Raw genomic sequence first — 22,027 nt, forward strand, 5'->3', positions numbered from 1 at the left:
ATCATTTTCATATAAACGATTTTGTAAGAACCTAATCTGCTGTGGGTTGAAAGGAGATAAAAAGTGAAAAAATACGCAAAACAATGCCTTTCAGTAATGTTAACTTTAATTTTATGTCTGGGTGTATTTGTCCCCGAGGCTTTAGCATCGACGATTTCTACCCACCGTATTTCTGGGGATACACGGTATACCACTGCCGCTAATATCGCCAAAGAAGGCTGGTCCGGAGGTTCACAGTGGGCAATTATCGCGTGTGGAAGTAACTTTCCCGATGCCTTAGCCTCAACCCCTCTGGCGGCCAAGTATAATGCTCCAATCTTACTGACTGAAAAAGACAGCTTGACTGCAGTTACGAAGTCCACGCTGACTGCGCTCGGCACAAAGAATGTCTATATTGTCGGTGGAACAGCTGCCGTTTCTACGGCTGTTGAAGCCCAGCTGAAGTCGATGGGAATCTTAGTTACCCGACTGTCCGGAAGCGACAGATATTATACCTCGGTTGAGATAGCTAAGCGTATCGGTAATACATCCGGAATGCTTGTCGTCGCTCCCGGGGGTGATTATCCGAATGTGCTTTCGATTTCATCCTACGCCGGCAAAAAACAAATTCCAATTATTCTGGTCGACAAGAGTACGGTCAGTGAAAGTCTGAAACAATATGTAGCAAACAACAGTATTCAGCAAACCTATGTGATCGGCAATACTGCTGAGATCAATGATTCAGTCGTCAACGCGCTTCCAAGCCCGACACGCATTCAAGGCATCGACCGCTACGCAACAAATCTAGCGGTTTTGAAAGCTTTTGAGTCCGAATATGCCTTTGGCAATACATTTTTAGCAACTGGTAATAATTTTGCCGATGCTTTGGCAGGCTCATCCTATGCCGCCAAATTGAGCTCACCGATCATCTTGACCGGAAAAACATCGGACAGCCGCATTAATAATTACTTATCAGCCCTAAGCTCCAGTATTACACAGCTGAATATACTTGGTGGGGAAGCTGCAATTTCATCATCCCTGGTCAACGGTTACCTTGGGATTGAAACGGGAGGGACCTTAACCGCCAAAGAGATCTTTGCCAAGGTCAGCCCTTCTATCGTTTACATTGAGACCTATGACAGTAGCGGGAATGCTCTGGGGAGCGGCAGCGGGTTTATTGTTGATTCCAGCGGAAAAGTCGCGACGAACTATCATGTCATTAAAGGTTCGTACAGCGCGAAAGTAAAAACAGCTGCAGGAATAACCTATGATGTCCAAAAGGTCTTAAGCTATAACGAAACAACCGATCTGACCATACTTAAAATAAGTGCGACAGGACTGACAGCAGTCTCCCTCGGTGATTCCAGCCTGATTGAAACCGGGGATAATATCTATGCGATCGGCAACCCGTTTGGATTGGAGGATACCATATCCAACGGTTTAATCAGCACAAAATCCAGAGATATTAACGGAACGACATATATTCAGATTTCTGCTCCGATCAGTTCCGGTTCAAGCGGCGGGGCGCTGGTGGATGATCAGGGGAAAGTTATTGGTATCACTGCTGCTGTGTATTATGGCGGCCAGAACTTAAACTTTGCAGTTCCGATTAACCTGTTAAGACCAATGCTCTCGGAGAATATTAATAAAACGCTGCCGGAAATTCTCCCGGCTATTTACAGTGTCTTTTCCAATATGGCTTCTTATATTCAGGATGCCTACGGCACAAACGTGATTGCAGGCCAAACAATCAAATATGCTGTTGCCGTGACTGCTTATCAGGGCAATACCGATACTTCCCATAACGGAAGCGCATTTATCGTATTTACGGTTACCCCTGAAACAGATGCTGCTGAATCCGACGTGCTGGATAGTCATTACAGTGCTTATCTTGTATGGCTGGAAGCTATGCTGAATGATCTCCAAGCAAGATACGGTTCGAATGCGTTTAGCGGCGGAATGTACTACGGAGATAAATTTTATATTATATTTGATAATTGGGACGGGTCTGTTCAATACTGGTATTAGGAGATTCGTTAAGGGCTTTTCAATCCTGCCAAGTCGTGCTAATCTACCCATAGGGAATTAATCGGAAGGTGGGTGGTTTCATGGGGCTTGGCAGGGTGCGTTTCATCGATGATTCAGTGGAACTGCCGAAGATTACAGGCAAAATGCTGGCCAGAATCTTCCGGTATTTTATTCCGTACTGGAAACAAACTGTTGTGATCATCCTGTCCCTGGTCATTTCAGCGCTGCTTGGACTCGTACCGCCTTTAGCGACCCGGAGTATTTTAGATGAGGCTCTGCCTCAGCATGATATGAAGTACCTGACGATTCTGATGGTGGTGGCCATCGGGGCAGTTGTCTTAAGCGGTTTGTTGATGGTCGGACAGAATTATCTCAAAACCCTGATTGCTCGCAATATTATCTATAAAATGAAAAACCAGATGTTTGACCATATCCAGCATATGTCCTTGCGTTTTTTCTCGACGGTCAAACCGGGTGAAATCATCACGCGGATGAACAGCGATATCAATGGTGTCCAGGAAATGCTGAACAGCACGATCATCAATACGCTTAATAGTACCCTGACGCTTGTCGCCACAGCTGTGGCGCTGATCTCGATGAACTGGAAGCTGGCGATGGTCGGCATCGTGATCATTCCGCTTTTTGTCATACCGACGCGCAAGGTCGGCAAAGTCAGATGGAAGATTGTATCCCAGACCCAGACCAAGGTCGATGAACTGAACCAGATCTTACAGGAGACGTTCAGCATCAGCGGTTCGATCTTGATGAAAATTTTTACAAAAGAAAAAGCGGATTATGCGAAATTCGAAAAAGTCAATCGGGAAGAATCCCGTCTGCGGATGAAAGAGTCTTTAGCCGGGCAATGGTTTACGATGACCATCAGCATTTTTACCTTTATCGGGCCGATGTTCATCTATTTTTTTGGCGGTTACCTCTATATGCAGGGTGAAATCACCGTCGGGGAAATTGTGGCGTTTGTAGCGCTGTTGGCCAGGCTTTATACCCCTGCAGCCCAGCTTTCAAATATCCATATCAGCGTTGTCCGTTCGTTCGCTTTGTTTCAACGGATCTTTGACTATTTTGATCAGCCGATCGAGATTGTGGACCGTGACAAAGCGAAAACCATCGTCTCGGCTGTCGGTCAAGTTGACTTTGAACACGTTTCTTTTTCGTATGACCATAAAATACCCGTTCTTCGGGATATCAACTTTTCCGTTGCGTCCGGAACCATGGTCGCGCTGGTCGGTCCGAGCGGGGCAGGGAAGACAACCATTACCAATCTGATCCCAAGACTGTACGATGTTGTGAACGGCTGTGTCAAAATTGACGGAGAAGATATCAGGGACCTAACACTTCAGTCACTGCGCAGACAAATTGGCATTGTGATGCAGGAGCCTTATTTATTTAATGATACAATTGAAGAAAATCTAAAATACGCCCGGGAAGATGCCACGGTAGATGAAATGATAGAAGCCTGCAGAGCGGCTTATATCCATGATTTTATCATGATGCTGCCGGACAAATACCAAACAGTGGTTGGGAACAGAGGCATCAAGCTGTCAGGAGGGGAGAAGCAGCGGATCTCGATCGCCCGCGTCATCTTAAAAGCCCCCCGGATCATTATCTTTGATGAAGCAACTTCTTCCCTGGATTCGGTGTCGGAGCTGTACATTCAAAAAGCAATGGTTCCGCTGCTGAAAGGGAAGACAAGTTTTATTATTGCCCACAGGCTTTCCACGGTACTGGCGGCCGACCAGATCCTTGTCGTGGAAAAAGGACGGATCGCAGAAGTAGGAAAACATGCGGACTTATTGTTACGGGACGGGATCTATAAAAAGCTGTATGACACGCAGTTTAAGAACCAGACAATATAATATCGGTATTAACCCATAATACTACGTGGCAAGGGATAATACCGTAAAGATGATCATTTTATTTCATTAACCGAAGAAATTGTACACGTATACAATTTCTTTAAATTTAGAAATTCTGTCGTATCGAAGATTCACAATTAATCGCTTGACAATATGTTGATACACTTAGGCATGTGCTGTGTTGATTCAAACATTCTATATCTGCTGCTTATTCAGCTAAATTAAATAGATTCGTACTCAGATATTTTTCCCCGCGATCGGCAAACAGGACCACGATCAATCCTTCCTCAATATCTTTGATGCATTCCAAAGCTGCAATCATTGCGGCTCCGCTGCTCATCCCGACAAAGATGCCTTCCTGGAGAACGATGGCTCTGGCCATGGCAAAAGCGGCCTCAGATTCAATCATGACTGTCCGGTCTATCTTGCTGGGATCATAGATTTCCGGTACAATAGCTTCTTCCATGTTTTTAAGACCCTGAATATAATGGCCCTTTTCAGGGTGGGCTTCAATAATTTGAACCGCAGGATTCTTGTCCTTAAGACCCATGCCAACACCCATGAGCGTCCCTGAGGTACCAAGTGCGGAGACGTAGTGAGTGACTTTTCCGTGGGTCTCCTCCCATATTTCATGCGCAGTCGTATAATAATGGGCGAGCTTATTGTACTCGTTTGAGAATTGGTTCGGCATAAAATATTTCTCTGGATACATCCTGCAGAGCTCGTGTGCTTTGCGGATCGCTCCGTCAGTTCCCTCGGATGGGTCGGTCAGGATTGTCCTGGCGCCAAAAGCTTCAATCATTTTGCGGCGCTCCACAGATACGGCTTCGCTCATCACGATTTCTACCTTATATCCTTTGACGGCACCGATCATGGCGAGGCCAATCCCTGTGTTTCCGGAAGTCGGTTCAATAATGGTCTTGCCGGGGACAAGCGAGCCACACGCTTCGGCTTGCTCGATCATTTTTAAGGCAATGCGGTCTTTGATGCTTCCAGTCGGATTAAAGCCCTCCAGTTTTGCATACAGCGCAACGTGCGGCTTCGGATTTAATCTGTTAATCCGGACCAGCGGAGTATGGCCAATGGTCTCAAGAATATTATCGTACACAGGCGTCATCCTTTCTAAACAATCAATACTATGAATACTATACACTATCTTTGTTGGCAGGGAAATCCTGCTAACCTTTGTTTTTGGCGATGCTTAACATTTAAAATTGTCTGAATTTCTACTGACAGCTTGATTTTTGAAGGGAATGTGATAATATTTAGCGAATAAGAATATTTATGGTTATATCTTCGTTATTGATTTTAAAGAAGACTTAGCTGGCGCCTGATATATAAATGAAGAAGTACAAGCTTTATGCAATAAAAATGTTTTGAATGATTATTATTAATGACAAAGGAGAGATTGATATGGCAACTTATTTTGATGAACCTTCCCATACTTTTGGAGAATATTTATTAGTACCCGGGTATTCTTCGGCAGACTGTACCCCGACAAATGTAAGTCTGAAGACTCCCGTTGTAAAATACAAAAAAGGTGAGGAATCTTCCATCAATACGAATATTCCTCTGGTATCGGCAATCATGCAGTCTGTTTCGGACGATAAAATGGCAATTGCTCTGGCCAGAGAAGGCGGTATTTCGTTTATTTATTGTTCTCAGCCGATTGATGCCCAGGCTCAGATGATTGCGCGGGTCAAAAACTATAAGGCAGGTTTTGTGACCAGCGATTCCAATATAACCCCGGACAGCACACTGGCGAACATCTTGGCGCTGAAAGCCAAAACGGACCATTCCACAGTGGCTGTGACCTCGGACGGTACAGCTACGGGTAAGCTGCTGGGTCTTGTTACGACCAGAGATTACCGTGTCAGCAGAATGTCCAAAGATACGAAAGTCAAAGAATTCATGACAAAGTTTGAGGATCTGATCTGCGGAAGTGATCAGATCACCCTGAGTGAAGCCAACGATATTATTTGGGACCATAAGCTGAATGCTTTACCTTTGATCGATAAAGACCAAAACCTTAAGTATCTGGTCTTCCGCAAAGACTATGATTCCCATAAAGAATACGAAAGGGAACTTCTGGACGCCTCCAAAAGATATATTGTCGGAGCAGGGATTAATACGAGGGACTATGAAGAACGAGTGCCTGCGCTGGTTAATGCCGGATCAGATGTTCTTTGCATTGATTCTTCCGAAGGCTTTTCGGAATGGCAGAAAAGGACGATCGATTTTATCCGCAAAAAATACGGTGAATCCGTAAAGGTTGGCGCCGGGAACGTCGTGGACCGCGAGGGATTCTTATTCCTGGCCGAAGCGGGGGCCGACTTTGTCAAAGTCGGCATTGGCGGCGGGTCGATCTGCATTACCCGCGAACAAAAAGGGATAGGCCGCGGACAGGCTACCGCGTTGATTGAAGTTGCCAATGCGCGCGATGAATATTTTAAGGAAACCGGAATTTATATCCCCGTCTGCTCGGATGGCGGTATCGTCCATGATTACCATATTACACTGGCGCTGGCGATGGGTGCCGATTTTATCATGCTTGGCCGGTATTTTTCACGTTTTGATGAGAGCCCGACGAACAAAGTCAATATCAATGGCAGCTACATGAAGGAATACTGGGGAGAAGGCTCTAACCGTGCCAGGAATTGGCAGCGCTACGATCTCGGCGGTGACGGCAAGCTTTCTTTTGAAGAAGGCGTTGACTCCTATGTGCCGTACGCCGGCAGTTTAAAAGACAACGTAACCTTGAGCCTAAACAAAGTCCGTTCAACCATGAGCAACTGTGGGGTTTTGACGATTCCAGAACTGCACAAAAACGCCAAACTCACGCTCGTATCCGCAACAAGCATCGTGGAAGGCGGCTCACATGACGTCCTTCTGAAGGATAACAGCTATATAAAATAAAGTGTCTTTTGTCAATGGAGCGTAATCAGATCATTACCGAAGCAAATCGATAAAAATTCTTAAAAAATTGCCTTAAAAACAGTAATGTCGTTGACGATCATGCCAAAAAAGAATTATACTTAAATATGTTATTTTGCAATTTCAAAGCTTGTCTTTCTTCAAAGGGCAAGCTTATTGGTTTGTTCGTCAATATTAGTCTATTGGTCTTGATCTGTTTTAGGAGGACGATTCATGGAACAAGTACTCTTAATGGGGAATGAGGCAATTGCCATGGGAGCTATCCGGGCCGGCGTTGCGGTTGTAACCGGCTATCCAGGCACGCCTTCCACTGAAATATTGGAAACAGTCGCCCGGAAGAATCCCGGGAATATTTATGTTGAATGGTCCGTCAATGAAAAATCCGCGCTGGAAGTTGCAGCTGGTGCAGCCTATGCTGGTCTCAGAACGATGGTCACCATGAAACAAGTTGGTCTTAATGTTGCCTCCGATCCATTAATGAGCCTCGCTTATATCGGGGTAGAGGGGGGAATGGTCATCGTTGTTGCCGATGATCCCGGACCTATTTCTTCCCAGACAGAGCAGGATACCCGTCATTTTGCTTCTTTTGCCAAACTGCCTGTCTTTGACCCATCTTCACCGGAAGAAGCTTATCAGATGATTGACGATGCGTTTGCCTATTCGGAAGAATACAAGACCCCGGTCTTATTTCGACCAACCACGCGTGTTTGTCATGGCAGCGCCTCTATCGTACTCGAACCCGCCCAGGCGGCTTCTTCGGCCTGCGCTTTTGTCAAAAATCCGAAATGGACAATTTTTCCTCGCCTTTCTTATGAAAAGCATCTGCAAATTGAAGCCAGACGTCCAATACTGGAAGCGGACTTTTCCTCCTATCTCTGCAATATATTAACCGGCAGCGGTAAAAAAGGTATTGCCACAGGCGGCATCAGTTATGCTTATACGTGTGAAGCGATCCAGGTGCTGAAGGAGTGCCGCCAACGCGAAAACGATGTTCAGAAGAATAGTTCGGATATTGACTATAAACTCTTCAAAGTTTCAACGCCGCATCCTTTTCCGGTAAAACTGGCCCTGGAATTCTTAAGCGGCCTCGATGAAGTACTGGTGATCGAAGAACTGGATCCGGTGATTGAAAAAGAATTGATTTTCCTGTGCGGCCAATACCATTTGCCTGTCAAAGTCTTCGGCAAACTGACCGGTCATACCCCTCAGGCTGGGGAAAACAGCATTGAAATCGCGCGCAAGGCAATCACGAAATTCTTAAAGAAGCCTAATCAGGATGAAGACTGCCGTCTAAATCTCTCCACATTGAATGCTAAACATGAGGATATAAACAATAAAGAAGAATGCATAGCTGAAGAGGATCAACAGACTGTAGAAGTTATACAGCCTGAGCGGCAACCGGCTCTGCCGGTCCGGCCTTCGGTACTCTGTGCCGGCTGTCCGCACCGCGCTTCTTTTTACGCGGTGAAAAAAGCCATGAAAGGTAAGAAAGCGGTTTTTTCCGGTGACATCGGCTGCTACACACTTGGTAATGCAAGTCCGCTGGAGATGGTTGACACCTGCCTCTGCATGGGTGCAGGCATTACGATTGCCCAGGGACTGCACCGCGCTGAACCGAATACGGTTAATTTTGCATTTATCGGTGATTCAACCTTTTTTCATACAGGCATTGCCGGTGTGATTAATGCTGTTTACAATGAAACCGATATCGTATTGATCATTCTCGACAATTCGACAACGGCGATGACAGGTCATCAGCCACACCCGGGTACCGGGAAAACCATGATGGGAAATATCGCTGAAAAAATTAGTATTCCGGCTGTTCTTCAAGCCTTGGGTGTTAAACAGATTACGACATGCAATCCGCTCAACTTAAAACAAGCGGTCGCTGCCGTCCAAGATGCTGCAGTGGTGCGTGGCGTTTCAGCGGTGATCTTTGAATATCCGTGCATTGCAATAGCCAAACCAGGGCCGCAATTCACAGTTGATACCGGAAAATGCAGCGGCTGCAAGCGCTGTATCAAAGAATTGGGCTGTCCGGCCATTACCTGGAAAGTGGATAAGGCTGAAATTGATTCGGCTTTATGCTACGGTTGCTCCCTCTGTACACAGGTCTGTTCCTTTGCTGCGATAGGAGGTGAGCAGGTATGAATATTATCTTAGCTGGGGTAGGCGGTCAGGGAATTGTCCTGGCTTCCAAAGTTATTGCCCAATCCGCGATGCAAAAAGGCTTAAAAGTTCGTACAGCGGAGACGATCGGCATGGCCCAGCGGGGTGGCTGCGTCGTCAGCCATGTAAGGATCGGTGAAAATATTCACGCTCCGCTGATAGCACTGAAGACAGCTGATCTGGTGATAGGCTTTGAACCCGCGGAAGCTGTACGGGCGCTTCCTTTTTTAAAGCCGCAAGGGACCGTCATTGTCAGTCAAAAAGCGATTAAACCGGTCACAGCTTCACTCTCGGCTGAAGGTTATGAGGGGAAGACGATGCTGGACTATCTGCAAAACAGTGTCAGCCGGCTCTATATTGTGGATAGCGATGCAGTCTGTTCTGTCTGCGGCTCACCAAAAGTCTTAAACACTGCCTTACTCGGTGCAGCAGCAGGCAGCGGAGTACTTGGCTTTACACTTACGGACATGGAAACTGCTCTGGAAAGCGTATTGCCGGCCAAACTGCTGGACATGAACATTCAGGCCCTTCGGGCTGGTGCCCAAAACATAGAAGAGGGGAATATTTGTGTATGAAACGGATGAATGAAACCCAGTTTGCAGCGATTAAAAAAAATCTGACCAAACTCTGCAGTCTTGACGGTTTTTACAGCAAGAAATTTGCAGGGTACGAACTACTTCAAAGCATGCAAAGCCAGGAAGATTTTGAAAAGCTACCGTTTACCAATAAAGATAATCTGAGAGAAGCTTATCCGCTTGGCCTGCAGGCTGTTCCCGACAGTGAGATTGTCCGGATTCATTCCTCTTCCGGAACCACCGGCACCCCGGTCATTATTCCGTATACAAGGCAGGATGTCGAAGACTGGGCCATCATGTTTAAACGCTGCTATGAAACAGCCGGTTTGACCAATCTGGACCGGGTCCATATTACGCCGGGCTACGGCTTGTGGACAGCAGGCATCGGCTTTCAGAACGGAGCTGAGCTTTTAGGGGCCATGGTTATTCCGATGGGCCCTGGCAATACCGATAAACAAATTCAAATGATGATTGATTTAAAGAGTACCGTTTTGTGCGCGACTTCATCCTATGCCTTACTCCTGGCTGAAGAGATCTCCAAAAGGGGAGTCAAGGACAAAATCCACCTGCGCAAAGGAGTCATCGGTTCGGAACGCTGGGGCGACAAAATGCGCCGACGCATCGCCGGTGAATTGGGCGTTCAATTATACGATATCTATGGCTTGACTGAGATTTACGGACCGGGTATCGCGATGAGCTGCGATTACGAATGCGGCATGCATTATTGGGATGATTATCTGTACTTTGAGATTATCGACCCGCATACCGGCCAGCAGGTACCGGAAGGCGAAATCGGGGAACTGGTGATCACGACCTTAAAGAAGGAAGGTGCTCCGCTGATTCGCTACCGCACCCATGATTTAACCCGTTTCCTGCCAGGAGAATGTGCTTGTGGTTTGGCTTACCCCAGAATCGATACCATTATTGGCCGTACCGATGATATGGTCAAAGTCAAGGGTGTGAATATTTTCCCGGGTCAGATTGACGAGCTGCTGCGCGAAGTAGAAGGTGCCAGCAGTGAATACCAGGTCATGATTGACCATTTAAGCGGCAAAGATATTATGACGCTGTTCTTTGAGACCGAAAACAATGCAGATAAAAAGCAGCTCGAACAAGACGTCAAACAGCATTGTAAAGCAAAAATTGGGATTTCCGTCGTCCCGAAAGCCGTAGCTATCGGGGAACTTCCCCGGAGCGAAAAGAAATCGACCCGCATCTTTGATAACCGCTATTAATTTTGCATTTTAAATTTACAGTTTTATATAAGTCAATTTGTTTCATCACAAACAAATATTGTCATGGTAGAACGGGAGGAGATTAAACAATGCCCATTACTGAATTGCTGGCACGCAACGCAGCGTTGTACGGCCAGGAGAAATGTCTGACTGAGATTAATCTGGATCTTCAGGAAAGCCATAACATCACCTGGAGAGAGTATGAACTGATCGAAAACAATCCGGCAGGGGAATACCGGCTGGAAATGACCTGGCGGGTTTTTGACGAGAAAGCGAACCGTATGGCGAACCTGCTTCTGAAAAGAGGCATTAAGAAAGGCGATAAAGTCGCCATTCTACTAATGAATTGCCTTGAATGGCTGCCGATTTACTTCGGAATCTTAAAATCCGGCGCCGTTGCAGTCCCTTTAAATTTTCGCTACACGGCTGAAGAAATCAAATACTGCCTTGAATTGTCCGATACAATGACTTTGATCTTCGGACCGGAGTTTATCGGCCGTGTGGAAACGATTTATGATCAGATCCCTAAAGTCAAAACGCTTTTATTTGCGGGTGAAAACCGTCCGTCCTTCGCAGAGAATTACGACCGGCTGGCAGCGAACAGTTCCTCGGAGGTGCCGCAAGTTGTACTGTCTGACGATGATGATGCGGCCGTCTACTTTTCTTCCGGGACGACCGGCTTCCCGAAAGCCATCCTCCATACACACCGGAGCTTAATGTCGGCCTGTTATACGGAACAAAACCATCATGGACAGACCCGTGACGACAATTTCCTGTGCATACCGCCGCTTTATCACACCGGTGCCAAAATGCACTGGTTCGGCAGTCTACTCTCAGGCAGCAAAGCTGTCCTGCTGCGCGGCGTCAAACCGGAGTGGATTCTGAAGACGATCAGCGAGGAAAAGATCACCATCGCCTGGCTTCTCGTTCCGTGGGCCCAGGATATCTTGGATGCGATTGAGAGCGGCAAAGTCAAGCTGGAGGATTATGAGCTCTCCCAATGGCGCCTGATGCATATAGGGGCCCAGCCGGTACCTCCCAGCCTGATTCGCCGCTGGAAAAACTATTTTCCAAATCATCTGTACGATACGAATTACGGCCTGAGTGAGTCCATCGGACCAGGCTGTGTGCATCTTGGCCTAGAGAACATCCATAAAGTGGGCGCGATTGGGGTACCCGGTTATCAGTGGGAAGTTCAAATTACCGATGAAAACGGCTGTCCGGTCCCACAGGGTCAGGTAGGGGAACTGAGAGTCAAAGGTCCCGGTGTGATGAAATGCTACTACAACGACCCTGAAGCCACGGCTGTAGCCCTGAAAGACGGCTGGCTGCTGACTGGTGATGTGGCCAGGATGGATGAGGACGGCTTTATATATTTGGTCGATAGAAAAAAAGATGTGATCATCAGCGGCGGCGAGAATATTTATCCGGTTCAGATTGAAGACTTTTTGCGGGCGCATACGTCGATTAAGGATGTCGCAGTGATTGGTCTGCCTGATCCGCGCCTGGGTGAGATTACCGCAGCAATCATCGAACTCAAACCGGGAAGTATCTGCACAGAAGAAGATATCGGTGTTTTCTGTGCACCAATGCCCCGCTATAAACGTCCACGCCGGATTATTTTCGACAAGGTCCCACGCAATCCAACCGGTAAGATTGAGAAACCGCGTTTAAGGGAAAAATACGGAGCAGCCACCCTGATTGCAGCCCAGACAGAAAACAGTCTATAGTCAATGAGATGAAAAAATCCATTGATAAGAGTAATCATAGCTAAAAGGAATTATCCATGAAATAAAACGAGGGGATTAAAGTGTTGAATGATTGTGTACTCAATTTTCTCGTGAAAGATTTTCAGGAAAAAACAGCCGAACTGGCTCAAACCGCCATGGGTATCCTGAAAGCGGACACAGTGATCCGGGGTGGACGCATCATCAATGTAAATACTTGTGAAATCGAAGAAAACAAGGACGTCGCGATCAAACACGGCCGGATTGTCCTAGTCGGTAATGCCGCGCCTGCTATCGGGGAACAGACGAAGATCATCGATGCCTCAGGCTATACGCTGGCACCGGGTTTTCTGGACGGACATCTGCATGTCGAGAGCAGCATGATCACGCTGAGGGAATTCACCAGAGCTGTCCTGCCGCAGGGAACGACGTGCATTGTGATGGACCCGCATGAGATTGCCAATGTCTTCGGTCTGGAAGGCGTTAAGATGATGGTCAAAGAAGGACAGGCCATGCCACTTAAAGTATTTGCAACAATGCCGTCCTGTGTACCTGCTGCTCCGGGTTTTGAAGATGCCGGAGCGATGATTGGCCCGGCTGAAATCGAAGAAGCCTTACAGGACAGCAGGATCATCGGGCTCGGGGAAATGATGAATTATCCGGCAGTCATCTCTGGTGATGCGCAGGTTCATGCCGAATTAAAGGTAACACTGAACGCCGACAAGCCGGTTACCGGGCATTACGCTTCTGCTGATCTCGAAAAAGGATTGCAGGCTTATGCAGCAGCCGGGATCCTGTCCTGCCATGAAAGTACGACCAGGGAGGATGCCCTGGCCCGGATGCGTCTCGGTATGTATGCCAAACTGCGGGAAGGCTCAGCCTGGCAGGACGTTAAGGAAACCGTCCGGGCCATTACTGAAAACAAAGTAGATTCCCGGTATGCCGTGCTGGTGACGGACGATGTGCATCCGCATACCCTTTTGGCCAAAGGACACCTCAACCATGTGATCCGCCAGGCGATTCGCCAGGGTGTCAATCCGGTTACGGCGATTCAAATGGCAACCATTAATCCTGCTCAGTGTTTCGGGCTTGACCGGCATCTCGGGAGTATCTCGCCTGGCAGATGTGCAGATATTGTTTTTCTGCGTGACCTCGCGGAAGTCACCGTAGAAAAAGTAATGATAGACGGGGAAATCATAGCAGAACGAGGACGGATGCTGGCTGAAATTTCGTCCGTCAGCTATCCGGAGAAGTTCCGCAGTTCCGTTCATCTGTCCAATAAACTGAAATCCGGAGACTTCATCATCAAAGCTCCGGAAGGAAGAACGACGGTCAGGGCACATGTCATCGAGATCAAAGAAGCCCAGGCCGGAACCCTTCATCGCGTGATCGAGATGGGAACAGCGCAAGGGCAGGTATGTCCTGACATTACAGCCGATATTGCCAAGGTTATGGTCCTGGAAAGGCACGGCGGCCCGGGAAATTACGGCCTCGGGTATGTCAAAGGTTTTCAGCTGAATAACGGGGCAGTCGCATCAACAGTGGCTCATGACAGCCATAATCTGATCATCATCGGTGTAAATGACGAGGATATGGCGCTTGCAGGCAACACACTGGCTGACCTTGGCGGCGGGATGGCCGCAGTGAGAGACGGGAAAGTGCTGGCCATACTGCCTCTGCCGATTGCCGGCTTAATGTCGGACAGACCTGTCGAAGAAGTGGGCGGAATGGTAGCTCAGCTTGATGAAGCCTGGAAAGAGCTAGGATGCAGTTTGGCCTCGCCATTTATGACCATGGCGCTCTTAAGTCTGCCTGTTATCCCGGAACTGCGCCTGACGAATCGTGGACTGATTGATTGTCTGAACTTTTCATTCCTGTCTTTGCTCGAATGATACGCTCCAATGATACGACTTTAGTTTTCCTAGGATAAGTGACAATTTGATCAGTTCCGCGTTTTCGATATTTTGCAGATCTTTCAGCATGATGATTGAGCTCCAGCGGTACAGTTCTTTTAAGCCAAGGTGGGCGAGCACCTGTGGGATAGAATTGATTTTATTTTTTGTCCCAAGATATATGGAGTTGGCAAGTTTTAAAATTTTATAGGTCAGGCCGAGATCACTTTGAACAATATTGCCAATCACCGTATAGTTCGGTTCAGGCATTTTGAGTTCCTGAATGATTTTCAATATATTGCTGTTCAGTGATACAATCTCTTTAGAATTAATGATCGAAGGTTTGCTGAAAAAATAACCTTGAAAATAATCATATCCCATTTCATAAGCGCGCTGAAATTCTTCCCGCGTTTCAATTTTCTCAGCGACAAACCTCACTTTCATGTGATATTGCTTTATCAGCTTGCGCTGAAGATCAAGCGTATGATGCCGTAAAAGATTGACACATCATTATTCCTTCTATATAATACCTTTTGGAGTATTTTTACGGATATCAAGATTTCATTTACATCATTGTTTTACTGAATTCTGAAATATTGAAGTAACACTCCCTGAAGTATTGGAGCATGTGAAAAGGAGGTGTTTTTTTTATGCGTTTTAGTAATGAGCTTAAAAAGCTGGCGAAGGCTTTTGAAGCGGATCAATTTGCGGCCGTCAAAAAAGATGTACTCGTCGTCCTCGAAAATATATATGGTGAAACCTCCAGAGAGTATAAAGTTGTCAAACAGACATCTTCCCCTGCAACCATTATCAAGGTTTTGAACCATATCGCTGAAAGATCAGATGATTTGTCCTTTCATGCGCTTGCTGCAAATATGTAATTTAAATCCATGGCATGGACTACGGCCTCCTTTCTGCAAGGGGGTCGTATTTGCTTAGCTCGCTGCTGTGCATTTAACGTTAATAAGGTACTTGAAAGAATAAAGGAATTGATTCCTGATCTGCAGAAATAATACTAAATAGAATAAAAAACAACTTACTAACTCCAGACTAAGTCAACGAAATGGATGGACAGCGTCAAGCGGAGCATGGATTGCGAAGCGCGGGATTTTGTGTCAGGATGACACAATGACCGAAAGCGGCCATCCATTACGTTGACGAGCCCGAGTAAATCTAAAAAATTTATAATATTCCTTTTATACATACTCCTGATAAAGAAAGAGATGACCGCATGCACCAGGTTTCTTTTGACCAATATCCGTTAAGTCCGGAAATATTAAAAGCCCTTCAGCTGCTGAACTATGACAAGCCTACGAACGTCCAGAAACAGGTCATCCCATTGTTTCTGGTGCAAAAAGATGTGATTGTTAAATCTCAGACCGGCAGCGGCAAGACGGCCGCTTTTGCTATTCCGCTTTGCCAGATGGTGGATTGGGAAGAAAATAAACCTCAGGCCCTGATCATCACGCCAACGAGAGAACTGGCCATCCAGGTCAAAGAGGATCTGTTTCATATCGGCCGTTTTAAAAGACTAAAAATTGCTGCAGTATACGGCAAATCTCCTTTCTATTATCAGGAGAAAGAGCTGAAGCAAAAAACGCATATTGTGGTGGGAACGCCTGGCCGGCTGATCGATCATCTTCAGAAAGGGACGCTGGATACTTCTTGTATCAAATACCTGGTTATTGACGAAGCGGATGAACTGATGAATATGGGCTTTCTGGAACAGACGGAAACCATCCTTGGCAGCTTGTCTGCCGACCGCGTAACAGCCCTGCTTTCGGCCACGATGCCTTCTGATGTCAGAACACTGTGTGATCATTATTTGCGCGAGCCAGTCTATGTAGAAACGCAAGAAGAAACATCCGCTGCGGAAAGAATCTCCCAGGAAAGATACCTCATTGCCAGACAGGATAAAATAAAGCTTCTTAAAGATCTTTCAGTCACTGAGAATCCCGATAGCTGTCTGATTTTCTGCAATACCAAACATCAGGTGGATGAGGTCTATGCGGAATTGAAATTGCTCGATTATCCCTGCGCCAAAATTCATGGCGGTATGGAACAAGGGCACCGCCTGAGTGTCATGGATGATTTTAAACGGGGTTATTTTCGGTACCTGATTGCAACAGATGTGGCAGCCCGGGGGATTGACATCGAAGATATTTCACTCGTCATTAATTTTGATCTGCCGCAGGAAAAGGAAAGCTATGTACACCGGATTGGCAGAACAGGGCGTTTGAATAAAAACGGCAAAGCAATCACCTTTGTGACCGAAGAAGATGACAGTTACCTGCAGGATATACAGAAATATATTGGACAGGAGATCCCACTGAAACAAAGACCGTCTCAGGATACTGTCCGCAATGCCGAAGCCGGCTTTCAGGAGAAAATAATCGTTTTGCCGGATAATAAAGCCATGAAAGGCACCCGGATCAATTTGGAAATCATGAAGCTCCAGATCAATGCCGGAAAGAAATCCAAGATCCGGCCGGCGGATATTGTGGGCACATTGACGAACATTGCGGGTATGACTGCGGCTGACATCGGTATTATCAATATTCTGGATGAATTGAGTTATGTGGAAATCCTGAACTTTAAAGGGCCACTTGTGCTTGAAGCCTTGCAAACAACACCGCTCAAAGGTAAACTGCGGAAAGTAAGAAAAGTGAACCGCTAAATGCTCAAATATAACAATAAAACTGTATTTATTGAAATAAACCGAAATAATTAATTGCAGAAAAGACGAATTCTGAAGGATTTTGGAAGTTCTTTAGCGAAAAATACAAGATATAAATACTCCAGGGAAGAGGAGACAGACATGCAGGATGATAAAGGAATTTTGCTGGAATCCGGAACCAATGAGTTTGAAATTATCGAGTTTACCGTAGACGGGAAATTCTATGGGATTAACGTCGCCAAAGTAAGGGAAATTATCAACAATGTCAAGGTGACACACCTGGTAGGTTCACATCCATATATAGAGGGACTATTTACTTTACGGAATAAGATCATTCCGCTTGTTGATCTGACGCGATGCCTAACCGGCGTTAAGCAGGTCACAGATAACCAGCAGATCATTGTTTGTGAAATCAATGGTGAAATGATCAGCTTCAGAGTTGATGAAGTCACGAGGATCTACCGCGTATCCTGGACCCAGATGGAACCTTTGTCGGATATTGCCGGTTCGGACTTTGCAGTCGGTGTCGTTAAGCTGGAAGAAAAAATCATCGTTCTGATCGATTTCGAAAAGATTATTTCTGAGATTGATCCGACCATGAACAAAAGATTATCAACGATACCCGCGGTAGCTGAAGAAATGGACGGCCTCAGAAAGACAAAAACAATATTAATCGCGGAGGATTCCCGCGTTCTTAGGGAACTGCTAATCAGAACACTTAGCGCTGCAGGTTATCATGTGATTCCCAACGATAATGGTCTGGAAGCATGGGATAGTCTGAACAAAATGATTGCTGACGGCAGTTCGATCGAGGATAAAGTGCAGCTGGTCATTACAGACATTGAAATGCCCCAAATGGATGGTCATCATCTGATCAAAAAAATAAAAGAGGATGACAAACTTAAAGAGCTGCCCGTCATTATCTTCTCCTCGATGATCAGTGAAGAGCTAAAAAGGAAAGGGCAGTCGCTCGGCGCCTATGCCCAAATCACGAAGCCAGAAATCGAACAATTGATCGTGTTAGTTGATAAAATACTGCTTTCTTAACAACAAAAGATGCATGTCTACGGAATGATTACATTCCATTAATAGAATGAACACGCATGATTTAAATTAGAAGTGGTGCTTCCTGGTGAACTTTTCATCCGCCGGGAAGCACCACTAAATATTAGACATATGATTTATTCTTCACTGCATTTTTGATCTTTGACTTTATTCACGATCTCGGGAACCATATCGATTAGTTTTTCGAGCCCTCCTGATTTTTCAATCGGCAGCAGTTCGACCTGATCGCCTCTGATAACCAGTACTGCTGTTGGCGAAATACGGCCGCCACTACAGGCACCGCCACCCGAACCCTGGTTGCTTTTCTGTTCAATGCCGTTTCCGCCGCTCGTACCCAGACCAAATGTAAAATCGATGAATGGAACAAGAATGATTTCTCCGACCTGCATAGGTTCGCCGACGACGGTCTTGGTCTTCAGAAAGCTTTCCAGTTTTTCAAAGATGTTGGTGATATTTTCGCCAATGTTAAAACTATCCGACATAGGGGGATCCTCCTTTAAATTTGATTTTTAAGTTCGTTAACATGATATTGCGAATTGGTTTCGTGACCAGAAGCCCGATGATTACAGAGAGCAAATAGGGCAGCCAGATCCTTCCGCCAATGAAAAACCTTCCTTCCAGCATTTCCTGACCAAATACAAGTTCGACAGTGATATCAAATGTGTCATACCAAAGGTATCCCTGAGTCAGCAGTACCGACAGGAAACCGGTATACATTGGATCAGAAAAGCCTATTTTGGCGTTCACGATCAGCTGATCCGGCAGGATATGCCTGGCGATTTTCCTCAGGGATGTCAGGATTTTTTTCAAAACATCGGCCCGCAGGAATTGACAAATATCAAATTTATTTTGACGTCTTTTTTTGGAAGATATTAAGTCTTTCACAGAATCAGCGTGCAGATCTTTTTTGGCATTGTTATTGGACGCTATTCCGGACTTCTGTTGATCTTCTTTCTTAGAGTCTGGCCGTTCCTGGAATTTTTTAGTCAGACCCAGAATCATCAACGTCGTTTCAGCCTTACGTTTAGGATATTTGACAAACTCCATCCTGATTCCGCCAAAGAGCCAGGAAACGGACCCCTTCATTTGAGAATGGCCAATATTCTCCGCAGCAGCCTGATAATGGTAAGGTATAAAGATCATAGCTGCCAGAATCATCACGAGACCCAGCAACATATAGCCAAGGATTGTTAACAAGAACATAGCACCTGACCATCCCTTTTCATATTCACACTTATTAATACACATGAAATAATAAAAAGTTTCAGCTTTCAACAGAAAAGTTGACATTCTTTATCCCAAAGTACCGGTTAATTTTATGCTATACTGATTATGGAAAATTAGCTAAAATTTTTCTCAGTGTTACATGCATTTTAAAGCTAACATGCTACTTGATGTCTGTAAGATTCACATGCAAAGAAAATAATACGGAAAGAAGATCCTATGGAAAGAATACTGATTATTGCTGAAAAACCGGCTCAGGCCCGGGAATATGCTGCAGCCCTGGGGGTAAAAGGCAAAGGACAAGGCTGGCTCGAAAATGACCAGTATGTGATAACCTGGTGTATCGGTCATCTTCTGGAGCTGGAAAGGCCGGAAGGCTATATGGATCTAGAACGAGTGGGGAAGCGCTGGAGTCTGAAACGTCTGCCCGTTCTGCCAGCTGTCGATTCGTTTCGGCGTACAATCAAATCCCAAACGCGCCAACAATTTCAAGTTTTACAAAAATGGCTGAAATCTTCTGAAATCAAACACGTTATTTGCGGAACGGACGCCGATAGGGAAGGGCAGCTTCTCTTTCAGGAAGTCTGGGATTTGGTGGGATGTACAAAACCGCTCTCCCGGCTCTGGATTTCTTCGCTGACGCGAGAGGCTATCTTGGAAGGCATGAATCAGTTAAGACCGGGTCAGGCCGTGGAAGGTCTGTCAGCCGCAGGCAACGGCAGAGCCTTTGCGGACTGGGACTTTGGGATGAATCTGACCGAAGGCTTCACCTCTTTATTTGGCAGCTTCGATACAGTCCGCAAAAAGCCGAATGTGGTTTCCATCGGCAGAGTACAAACCCCGACATTGGCGCTGATTGTCCGCAGAGAGTGGGAAATTGATCAATTTGTTGCTGAAGCCTATTTTGAAATCAGTGCAGCCTTCTCTGCGGAGCAGGGACAATACACCGGACGCTGGTTTGATCCCGTTCAGGAAAACAGACGCCTGACCGACAGGGAGACTGCCGAACACATTGCTGCGAGAACACAGGGGCAGCCAGGGAAAATCATCCGGGCTGAACAAAAAAAGGTTTCCGAAGCTCCGCCCTTGCTTTTCGATTTGACAAGCCTGACTGTCACAGCTTCCAGACGATTCGGATTTAGTGCCGAAAAGGTCCTGGAACTAGCCCAGTCTCTTTATGATAAAAAGGCCATTACCTACCCGCGTACGGATTGTGCTTATTTGCCCACGGATATGATTCCAAAGCTGCCAGCCCACTTGAAAGCCCTGCGTCAGGAGCCTTATCAGGAAAATGTAGATGAAGCAATGACCTATAGTGTGCCTCAAAACAAACGGGTCATCAACACGATTACGGCTCACCATGCGATCATTCCAACGACAGAAACTGTTCATTTGAATAAGCTGCCGGAAGCCGAACGTCAACTTTTTGACCTGATCGCACGGCGTTTTCTGGCTGTCTGGTTTCCTCCTGCCTGGTATCAGCAGACGGAAATCGTTACGGAAGCGGCCCAGGAACATTTTCGCTCCAAAGGCAGGATTCTGCTCAGCTCAGGCTGGAAAATGGTCTACGATTTCGAAGACGCTCAGGATCCTCAGGCTGAAAGCAACGGAACAACAGGAAAGACCAGGAGAAAAAATAAGAATCGCGAGAATCAGCAAGAAGAGAACACAGAACTTCCGGCGGTCAGTCAGGGTGACTCTGTTCAGACGACCGAAGTCCGGATCGACGAAAAGAGTACCAAACCCCCGAAACGTTTTACCCAGGGAGACCTGCTTAAAGCGATGGAGAGTGCGGGCAAACAAATTGAAGACGATGTTCTGCGCCAGCAGCTGAAAGGGAAGGGCCTCGGGACAGTGGCTACCCGGCCTGCGATCATTGAAAATCTGCTTCAGCGTGGCTATATCAGACAGGAGCAAAAAACGCTGCGGCCGACAGAAAAGGGGACCCAGCTGATTTCATTAATTCAAAACAGGCTTCCGCATGCCGCCCTGCTGATCAGCGCTGAAATGACCGGTCAGCTGGAATATGACCTGGCACAGGTTGAAAAAGGTAAACTGGCGCTGGAAAAATACATGTCTGAGGTCGAAGAAGCGGTGATACGAATCATTAATGAACTTCGGGCCTATGAACAAAAATATGGCAAAACGCCGTTGGCCCAGGCTCCGGCCAGGTCAGCCAGATCTGCCGAATCTGCGAAATCTTCCAAGAAAGTTCACACATCTTCGGAAGATCAATCAGATCAAACAGACAAGTCGGCTAAAAAAACAAAGGGTGCCAAAGAAGAAAATGGTTCTTCGGCAGCCCGGGAAAGCGGACCTGAAAAACTGGGGCCCTGTCCGCGGTGCGGGGAAGGTGTCATTGAAGGTAATAAAGGTTACGGCTGCTCCAACTGGAAAAGCGGCTGTGGATTTGTGGTCTGGAAAACACCAATTTGCGGTAAAACACTTAGCCCGGCCCAGATGAAAAGCTTGCTGAAGAAAGGTAAAACACCCTTGATCAAAGGATTCAAATCCAAAAGCGGGAAATCTTTCAACGCCTGTCTGGTCTGGGAAGACGCTGCCAATGGAAAACTTAAATTCGCGTTTAATCATGATTGACAGGCCGTTTCTTTATAAAAAAATCCTTATACAATTATGCTATAATGATA

Annotated in this window: 16 protein-coding genes; 12 read left to right on the plus strand and 4 right to left on the minus strand. The window is 46.3% G+C overall.

Annotation, left to right across the window (positions count from 1 at the left end):
• The first annotated feature begins 63 nt into the window (after positions 1-63).
• Both AB3489_RS07580 and AB3489_RS07585 read left to right on the plus strand, forming a co-directional pair.
• Positions 64-2,007, plus strand: a complete 1,944-nt coding sequence (locus tag AB3489_RS07580; protein ID WP_368292376.1) for a cell wall-binding repeat-containing protein — start codon at positions 64-66, stop codon at positions 2,005-2,007.
• Between the two features lie 80 nt (positions 2,008-2,087).
• Positions 2,088-3,881, plus strand: coding sequence for an ABC transporter ATP-binding protein (locus AB3489_RS07585; RefSeq protein ID WP_368292377.1), 1,794 nt, complete (start codon positions 2,088-2,090; stop codon positions 3,879-3,881).
• Positions 3,882-4,089: 208 nt separating this feature from the next.
• Here AB3489_RS07585 and AB3489_RS07590 read toward each other — a convergent pair whose 3' ends face one another.
• Complete coding sequence (locus tag AB3489_RS07590) at positions 4,090-4,989, minus strand: PLP-dependent cysteine synthase family protein (protein WP_015042730.1); 900 nt, start codon at positions 4,987-4,989, stop codon at positions 4,090-4,092.
• Positions 4,990-5,294: 305 nt separating this feature from the next.
• Here AB3489_RS07590 and AB3489_RS07595 point away from each other — a divergent pair, with 305 nt between their 5' ends.
• From AB3489_RS07595 to ade, 6 genes are all read left to right on the plus strand, one after another.
• A complete protein-coding gene (locus AB3489_RS07595; protein WP_368294606.1) occupies positions 5,295-6,797 on the plus strand; it encodes an IMP dehydrogenase in 1,503 nt (500 codons plus the stop codon).
• Positions 6,798-7,028: 231 nt separating this feature from the next.
• The gene (gene iorA, locus AB3489_RS07600; protein WP_368292379.1) at positions 7,029-8,966 is read left to right on the plus strand and encodes an indolepyruvate ferredoxin oxidoreductase subunit alpha; all 1,938 of its coding nucleotides are present in this window, start codon (positions 7,029-7,031) and stop codon (positions 8,964-8,966) included.
• Positions 8,963-9,559: an indolepyruvate oxidoreductase subunit beta gene (locus AB3489_RS07605; RefSeq protein WP_368292381.1), complete on the plus strand. Its 597-nt coding sequence runs from the start codon at positions 8,963-8,965 to the stop codon at positions 9,557-9,559. Before iorA ends, AB3489_RS07605 begins: the two co-directional genes overlap by 4 nt.
• Positions 9,556-10,794, plus strand: a complete 1,239-nt coding sequence (locus AB3489_RS07610) for a phenylacetate--CoA ligase family protein (RefSeq protein WP_368292383.1) — start codon at positions 9,556-9,558, stop codon at positions 10,792-10,794. Before AB3489_RS07605 ends, AB3489_RS07610 begins: the two co-directional genes overlap by 4 nt.
• Positions 10,795-10,883: 89 nt before the next feature.
• Complete coding sequence (locus AB3489_RS07615; RefSeq protein ID WP_368292384.1) at positions 10,884-12,524, plus strand: class I adenylate-forming enzyme family protein; 1,641 nt, start codon at positions 10,884-10,886, stop codon at positions 12,522-12,524.
• An 80-nt stretch (positions 12,525-12,604) separates the two neighbouring features.
• Positions 12,605-14,413, plus strand: coding sequence for an adenine deaminase (gene ade / locus AB3489_RS07620; RefSeq protein ID WP_368292385.1), 1,809 nt, complete (start codon positions 12,605-12,607; stop codon positions 14,411-14,413).
• Here the strand turns inward: ade and AB3489_RS07625 are convergent.
• A complete protein-coding gene (locus AB3489_RS07625; protein WP_368292386.1) occupies positions 14,390-14,857 on the minus strand; it encodes an HDOD domain-containing protein in 468 nt (155 codons plus the stop codon). The genes ade and AB3489_RS07625 overlap by 24 nt on opposite strands.
• Positions 14,858-15,063: 206 nt before the next feature.
• Between AB3489_RS07625 and AB3489_RS07630 the strand changes: the two genes are divergently transcribed.
• The 3 genes from AB3489_RS07630 to AB3489_RS07640 all read left to right on the plus strand — a co-directional run bounded on the left by AB3489_RS07630 (position 15,064) and on the right by AB3489_RS07640 (position 18,137).
• The gene (locus tag AB3489_RS07630; RefSeq protein WP_368292387.1) at positions 15,064-15,294 is read left to right on the plus strand and encodes a hypothetical protein; all 231 of its coding nucleotides are present in this window, start codon (positions 15,064-15,066) and stop codon (positions 15,292-15,294) included.
• Positions 15,295-15,644: 350 nt separating this feature from the next.
• On the plus strand, positions 15,645-17,090 hold the full coding sequence (locus AB3489_RS07635; protein WP_368292389.1) for a DEAD/DEAH box helicase: 1,446 nt from the start codon (positions 15,645-15,647) through the stop codon (positions 17,088-17,090).
• A 141-nt stretch (positions 17,091-17,231) separates the two neighbouring features.
• A complete protein-coding gene (locus AB3489_RS07640; protein ID WP_019225410.1) occupies positions 17,232-18,137 on the plus strand; it encodes a chemotaxis protein in 906 nt (301 codons plus the stop codon).
• 134 nt (positions 18,138-18,271) lie between these two features.
• On the opposite strand, the gene AB3489_RS07645 is transcribed toward AB3489_RS07640, so the two are convergent.
• On the minus strand, positions 18,272-18,637 hold the full coding sequence (locus tag AB3489_RS07645; RefSeq protein WP_368292391.1) for a GerW family sporulation protein: 366 nt from the start codon (positions 18,635-18,637) through the stop codon (positions 18,272-18,274).
• Positions 18,627-19,403 carry a hypothetical protein gene (locus tag AB3489_RS07650; RefSeq protein WP_368292393.1) on the minus strand — a complete coding sequence of 259 codons (777 nt, stop codon included), beginning with the start codon at positions 19,401-19,403 and terminating at the stop codon, positions 18,627-18,629. The genes AB3489_RS07645 and AB3489_RS07650 overlap by 11 nt, the downstream gene beginning before the upstream one ends.
• Positions 19,404-19,598: 195 nt before the next feature.
• On the opposite strand from AB3489_RS07650, the gene AB3489_RS07655 reads away from it, so the two are divergent.
• A complete protein-coding gene (locus AB3489_RS07655) occupies positions 19,599-21,977 on the plus strand; it encodes a DNA topoisomerase 3 (RefSeq protein ID WP_368292395.1) in 2,379 nt (792 codons plus the stop codon).
• Positions 21,978-22,027: the final 50 nt, after the last annotated feature.

It is taken from the genome of Dehalobacter sp. TBBPA1 (genome assembly GCF_040931655.1).
Classification (GTDB): Bacteria; Bacillota; Desulfitobacteriia; order Desulfitobacteriales; family Syntrophobotulaceae; genus Dehalobacter; species Dehalobacter restrictus.